Genomic DNA, 6713 nt, shown 5'->3' with positions numbered 1-6713 from the left:
AGCGCTGATGCTGGTCGCACCAGCCGCTCCCGCCGGTGCGCAACTGGGGCTGCCGGGCGGGCTCGATCCGCTCGGGGCGATCGATCGCACGCGAGCGACCGTCTCCGGAAGCGTGTCGAGCGCGGCGCAGGACGTGGTCGACCGCTCGCTGTCCGGTGTCTCCACGATTGTCGGCGATACCCGCCAGCTGGCGCAGGACCGGCTTGGCCGGCTGCGCGATTTCGTGGCTGCCCGGCAGGGCCGCGTGGATTGGGACGACCGCCACGAACCGGCCCGCGCCGGCGAATTGCTGCTGCTCGATCCCGATGCCCAAAGCCTTGCGCGGGCAGCAGGCGAAGGCTTCGCGCTGATCGAACAGGGCGAGATCGCGGCTCTCGGCATTGCCTATGCGCGTCTTGCGACCCCGGCGGGGCAGCCTCTCGCCCGCGCCATTTCCGACTTGCGCCGCGCATTGCCGGGCCGCGAAATCACGGCGGACCAATTGCACTTTCCCTCGGGCGCGGCTCCGCGAGCGACGGGGAGGAGCACCGGGAGGGGGATCGGGGTAGGCGCCGCTGCCGTAAAGCTGCCCAGGGGCGGCACGGTGGGCGTGATCGATGGCGGAATTGCCGGTTCGGACCGGCTGGCGGCACAAGGCGGCTTCGCGGCGGGCGCGCCGAAAGCGAGCGACCATGCCTCGGCCATCGCCTCGCTGCTCAAGGGGGCTGGCACGGCGCGGATCTATGGCGCCGATGTCTATGGCGCCGATCCGGCGGGCGGCAATGCGCTGGCGATTGCCCGCGCGCTCGGCTGGATGGCGGCGCAGCGGGTGCCGGTGATCTCGATCAGCCTGGTCGGGCCTGCCAATCCGCTCCTGGCGCGTGCGGTGGCGGCGGTGCGGGCAAAGGGCATGGTGGTGGTCGCCGCCGTGGGCAATGACGGCGCCGCAGCGCCCCCGGCCTATCCGGCCTCCTACCCCGGCGTGGTTGCCGTCACCGGCGTGGACGGACGCGGGCGCGTGCTGATCGAGGCAGGCAAGGCGGCTCATCTCGATTACGCGGCGCCGGGCGCGGACATGACGGCGCTGGTTCCGGGCAAGGGACGCACGGGGCTGCGCGGAACGTCGTTCGCCGCTCCCCTCGCCGCCGCGCGTATCGCCGCGCGGATGGGGGCCGGCAGAGACGTTGCGGCGGTCCTTGAGGCTACCGACGGCGAGGCTCTGGCGCCTTCGCGGCGGACCGGGCGCGGGGTGCTCTGCATGGTTTGCCGAACCGGCGGATGATCACGGTTTGAAGTTTTTTCGCCGGACCTGCGGATGAAACCGGAAAGGCCATCCGTTCCTCACTCAGACCCACCGCAAGGCGCTCAAGCGCGGCGGCGGAGGGAACGAGTAGAGGAAAGGAACCGGAACGATGAAGAGCACCACTCTCAACAAGGCGACCCTCGGCGCCGCTCTGGCGGCTGTCGCCGTCGCCATGGCGCCCGGCGCGGCACAGGCTCAGCTTCTCGGCGGCGGTGGTATCGGGGGCGGTCTTGGCGGAAGCCTGGGCGGAGCGCTGGGCGGCTCGGTCGGCACCGGCATCGGCTCGGTCGGCAGCACGCTGGATGGCATGGGCAGCGCAGCAGGCGACATGCGCGCCAGCCGCAGCGCGCGTTCGGCCACGGCATCGCCTTCCGGCCGGGGCAACGGTCGCGCCGACAAGAAGGTGACGGCCCCTGTTGTTTCCGCGCCGGATTCGTCCAGTGCAGGTAACGATGCGCGCGGCATTGCCGGTTCGGCTGTCTCGGGGGTGACGTCGCGGGCCGGTTCGGCGCAAGGCACCCTGAATTCGCTGGCCGGTAATGCTGCCGCGTCAGGCAGCGGCGCGGCCCTGGCCACCGCGAGCCATGCGCCGTCAGGCACGAACGCCAACGGCTCCGCCTTGGGCAACGGCGCGTCCAGCGGCACTCTTGCCACCCCGGCGCTGCCCGATGCCACCGGCGCGGCTTCACGCCTTGCCGGGACCGCCGGGTCCGCCCGTGATACGGCCGTCGAGCACGCATCCAACGCGGCGTCTTCGGCGCAGGACACGGCTTCGACCGCCAGTGCGCAAGGCTCAACGGCCGGTTCAGGCACGGCGTCGAGCGGGGAGCACAGTGCCACGGCATCGGGCGCCGCCGCAGGCTCAGGTTCCGCCAGCGGCGGCTCGATCAGCCTGAACGCTTCGGCAAGCGGCAACTGACAGAAGCGCCCGGCCCCGCGAAAACCCAGCGTGGCTTTTGCGGGGCCGGGCGTCATCGCGCGCCTAGAGCATTTTCTAATCAGATGGACTCATCTGATGACTCGGAAAATGCGTCAAACCAAAAGCTTATAGACGCCCGTCAGAAATGCGTCGCCAGCGATAGCTCGACGCTGCGCGGGGCGCCGATGTAGATGTCGTTGGCGCCATAGCCCGAGTATTCGCCGTAGAAGGCGTCGGTCAGGTTGCGCCCGCGCAGGGCCACGGTGAGAGCCTCGGCCACTTTCCAGGAAACGGCGGCGTCGAACGTCGTGCGGCCTTTCACGAAGACGGTATTGGCCGTGTCGGTGTAGAAGCCCGAGACATGGCGCGCAAAGCCGCTCAGCGTCACCGGCAGGCCGGGCAGCCGATAGGCGAAGTTCGCCGCGGCCGTGGTCGATGGGACGTTGACGGGGCGGTTGCCCGAGCGATCCATGCCGCCGGCCTCGATCAATTCGTCATATTGGGCATCGACATAGCTCGCGCTTCCCCCGAGCGAGAGATTATCCGTTATCGCAGCGCCGAGGCTGATCTCCAGCCCCTGCGAGGACTGCGTGCCGCCCTGAACGCTCAGCGTCGGATCGGCCGGATCGCGGGTGATGATGTCGTTCTGGACGATCCGGTATGCGGCCCCGGTCACCGTCAGCCGGTTGTCGAAGGCGGCCAGCTTGAAGCCGCCTTCATAGGAATAGCCCTCGGTCAGCTTGAAACGCGTGTTGACCAAAGGCATCAGCAGGATCGAGGAAACCGGGCTGACGGCCGTGGTGTACTGCCCGTAAAACGTCAGGCCGGGCGTCACGGCATAGCTCGTGCCGATGCGCCAGGAGATCGGCTCGAAGACCGGGTTTGCGCGGGTGACGGGGTTGGGCGTCACCAGGTAATCGGTCGAGGCGCGGTCCAGATCCATGTGGTCGTAACGCAAGCCGCCCACCAGCAGCCACTGCGGCGTCAGGTTCAGCGCATCCTCGGCAAAGATCGAGATCGTCCTCAGCCTGGAATCGAAGTTCACGTTGGAGGCGCGATACTGCGTGCCGTCGGTGGGAAAGGTGCCGACGACCGGGTCGAAGGGGTCGACCGGCGCCACCAGCGTGCCGGTGCTCGTCTCGCGCAGGCTGGACAGCTCGGTGTGGTTGTATTCCGCGCCGAGGGTGAAGCGGTTGCGCAATCCGGCGATCACCCCCTCGTTGCCCAGCGCCGTGCGCACATTCCAGAATTCGTGGTCGTGGTAGAAACGGGTGAGCCCGCGCTGAATGCTGCCGTTGGGAAAACCCGCGCCCGGCGCCACGAAAGTGCGGGTGCCGTTGTTCACGAAGGCACGGTCCGCGGTGTACCAGACAAGGTCGGTGCCGAGCGACCAGCCCCCGCCCAGCGAAAGGTCGATGCGCGAACGGATGGTGGTGTCGGTCGCGCCCGAATATCCTCCATCAGGCGTGTAGTTGCGATGCCGCGTCGCCTTGTCGATGACATAGCCGTTCGTAGTTGAAACGGCATCGCTGGGGTCGCGGGCATAGGCCAGCGGGATCAGCACCGCGCCCTGGTAGGCGCTGTCCGCCCGGTCGCTGTAGTGATCGACGGCCAGCAGCACCGAAAGGTCTGCGGAAGGCCGAAACAGCAGGCTGGCCGTCAGCCCGCTGGAGCGCGTCCGGTTGTTGTCGACATCGTAGAGGCTGTCGGACGACAGGTTGCTGGCATCGGCACGCAACGCCAGCGTATCGGATATCCGATAGTTGACGCCGCCCGCCGCCATGACCGTATCGAAGCTGCCGTAACTGAGCAGCCCGTCCATGTGGTTGCCATCGAACGTGGGCTTTCGCGTCACCTTGTTGATCACGCCGCCCAGCGCGCCTTCGCCGAACAGCACCGAGGCGGGCCCCTTGATCACTTCGATACGGTCGAAATGCCAGGTGTTGGTGTCGCGCTGGACGACGGTGGAGGAGGATATGCGAACGCCGTCCTGAAGGATCGAGACGACATTGCCCGCAAAGCCGCGCATGCTGACGACGGCCGGGTTGCCGGGAACGTTGCCCGCGATGGCGCCGGGTACATCGGCGAAAGCCTCGCGCGCGGTGCGAAGGCCGCGGAACTGGAGGTCCGCCTGGGTCAGCGTCTCGACGCTGGCGGGCGTTTCCATGATGGTAAGGTCTAGCCGGCTCGCAGCGTCGCTGCGCTGTTCGAGCTTCAACGGATCGCGTTGCCCGGTGACGGTGATCGTTCCGTTGTCGGACGCTTCTTCGGCCAGGGCCGGTGAAGCCAGCAAGGCTGCGGCGAGTGCGAAAATGGATGCGCGCATGACGTCATGCCCTCTGTCTGTAGGTTCGGGAAATATCGGCGTGGCTGCGGCGAGCCGCCTTGCGACGGCGCAGCCAATGAAGAAGCCCGGTCACGAACAGCGCTGGCGGAACGAGACCGGACAGAAAGACCAGGATGCGGACCGGCAAACCGCCGATCGATCCGTCGTGAAGCGGGTGCAGCCACGCGTTGAAAGCGCTCGACGCACCGCTCTTCCGGTAATCGACGAAGGCCACCACCGCCGCGCTGTGGCGGTCCACATGGATGTAGCTGCGCGGAAAGCGTTTGCTGGGATCGCCCGGCACCTGAACGCGAAAGCGCACGGGCGCCGATGGGTCTCCGGGGATCTCGATCCAGACCAGTCTCCCGTCCGGCACGGCGCGGTGTGCGGATGCAAGCAACCGGGAGAGCGGCTGCGCGGGCCCTTCCCCGGCAGCGACAGCCGAGGTGACCGGTGTATCGACAGGCGCAAGGGTGCGCGTCAGCACCCAGTCACGCTCCTGCGGCAAGGCCAGCAGAACGCCCGTGGCCACCAGGACAATGAGCACCGGTAGCCCCCACAGGCCAGACAGCTTGTGCCAGTCCCTGAGACGGCGCAGCGGTGCCGCCCGGCGTTTGAATGCCAACGCCTTGCGCCAATTGCCGCGCGGCCACCACACGGCCAGGCCGGTAAGCAGCAGGGTGAGGATCACGATGCCGGACCATCCCGCCACCTGCTTGCCAAGGTCTCCGGCCAGCAGGTTCATGTGCAGGTCGTAGATCCAGGTCATGAGGTATTCACCCCATTGCTCGTGCCGCAGCACCTGGCTGCCATCCGGCGAAAGCCAGACCATCATCGAATGCGAATGGCCGCCGTCTCCGTAGTAGCGCGCAGGGATCGCGCCCGCCTCGTCGGTGACCTCGAACCGCCACTGGCCTGTAGCGGATGGCCACCGCGTGTGGACGGTCGACAAGGCCCGGTCCCATATCGGGGACGACCAGCCCGGTCCCTCACCCTCTGCAACGACATGGCTTTGCGGATGCAGCAGGCCGTCGATCTCGACGTAGAAGACCAGAGCCGAGCCGGTCAGCCCCAGCATCGCAAACAGCAGGCCGACAGTAAGGCCCAGCCATAGGTGGACCTGCCTTATGAACGTGCGGGCAGGGCGCATTACGGCTCGGCGTGCGGTTACGCCGTCAAGCTCTCGCCCTGCGCGAAAACGCAGTGTTTCTGACATGGAAGAAGGCTTCGTTTCGGCCCGGATGCGCACACGATCGGCGCGTCCGGGTGATCAGACGGGAAGGGGCTGGTCTGTCAGGCCGAAGCGGGCGGGCCGCGCAACGGCGGCCGGATGTGGAAGATGCGCTCAAGGCGCGGAGGCGTCGCCGGCGTAAAGCCGGTCGCCAGAATGAATGCCAGCGCAATCGCCAGCAGCACGACATCGGCGCCCGAAAGCGATCCCATCGCCAGCGCGGTGAAGCTGCACACGCCGTCGCCGCTGGCGGGCTTGCCCTGGCTGTCGTTGGAATCGCCCTTCATCGGAATGGCGATCTGCTGGGTGAGATGCTGACCTTGCGCATCTGCGCAGATCTGAACCGTGAAGGTCTTTGCCTGTTCGCCCGGCATGTAACCGGCAGGCACAAGAATTTTCATCGCGAGCGCCAGCGCGATCACCAGGGCGGAAAGCCCGAAATGGTCACGAAAAAAGGCGCGCAACGAAAACATCGGGATCGCGGGTAACGACCGCAAAAAGAAAAGTCACGTGGCCAAATTGTCCGCCCCCGCCGCAACTCTGCTTCATCACCCCTGCGAAGACTGCTCGCCCAGCCTGTCCCTCCATCTAGGGTCAGACCGAGGGTGCTGCGAAACTGGCCAGATTGATTAGTCCCTAAATTTCTGAACGCTTTCTATCCTAATTTTGCGGACAGGAGACGACGAAGGAGAAGCCCGAGCGGCTCGGCGCCAGTCAGCATTCGCTGCATACCTGGAAGCGGCAACTGGCGAAGGTGGTATCTGGCGACGCCAGCAAGGATGCCTAGCTTCGTCAGTTGAAGTGCGATCTGGCCCAGGTGACCGAGGAGCGCGATATCCTAAAATAACCACCGCGTATTTCGCCAGGGATGCAAAGTGAGATACGCGTTCGTTGCCGAGCATCGTAGTCCGTTCAAGGTTCGGTCGATGTGTCGATGCCTGCGCATCCAGCCCAG

Annotated in this window: 5 protein-coding genes and 1 pseudogene; 3 read left to right on the top strand and 3 right to left on the bottom strand. The window is 66.6% G+C overall.

The features are described from left to right. A partial coding sequence (locus RT424_RS21205) for a S8 family serine peptidase (RefSeq protein ID WP_313442285.1) occupies positions 1 to 1261 on the top strand: 1261 nt, incomplete at its 5' end. 130 nt (positions 1262 to 1391) lie between these two features. Next, positions 1392 to 2201 carry a hypothetical protein gene (locus RT424_RS21200; protein ID WP_313442283.1) on the top strand — a complete coding sequence of 270 codons (810 nt, stop codon included), beginning with the start codon at positions 1392 to 1394 and terminating at the stop codon, positions 2199 to 2201. A 139-nt stretch (positions 2202 to 2340) separates the two neighbouring features. Here RT424_RS21200 and RT424_RS21195 read toward each other — a convergent pair whose 3' ends face one another. From RT424_RS21195 to RT424_RS21185, 3 genes are all read right to left on the bottom strand, one after another. After that, positions 2341 to 4527, bottom strand: a complete 2187-nt coding sequence (locus RT424_RS21195; protein ID WP_313442281.1) for a TonB-dependent receptor — start codon at positions 4525 to 4527, stop codon at positions 2341 to 2343. A gap of 4 nt (positions 4528 to 4531) precedes the next feature. Continuing rightward, complete coding sequence (locus RT424_RS21190) at positions 4532 to 5677, bottom strand: PepSY-associated TM helix domain-containing protein (protein WP_313442279.1); 1146 nt, start codon at positions 5675 to 5677, stop codon at positions 4532 to 4534. 143 nt (positions 5678 to 5820) lie between these two features. Further along, the gene (locus RT424_RS21185; protein WP_313442277.1) at positions 5821 to 6231 is read right to left on the bottom strand and encodes a DUF2946 family protein; all 411 of its coding nucleotides are present in this window, start codon (positions 6229 to 6231) and stop codon (positions 5821 to 5823) included. Positions 6232 to 6443: 212 nt separating this feature from the next. Here RT424_RS21185 and RT424_RS21180 point away from each other — a divergent pair. Next, a pseudogene (locus RT424_RS21180) lies at positions 6444 to 6713 on the top strand (IS3 family transposase); the annotation flags it as partial.

Origin of the sequence: Novosphingobium sp. (assembly GCF_032093395.1) — a bacterium.
Lineage (GTDB): Bacteria > Pseudomonadota > Alphaproteobacteria > Sphingomonadales > Sphingomonadaceae > Novosphingobium.
Note: the sequence above shows the minus strand (reverse complement) of the source record. Positions and strands in the feature narration are given on the sequence as shown.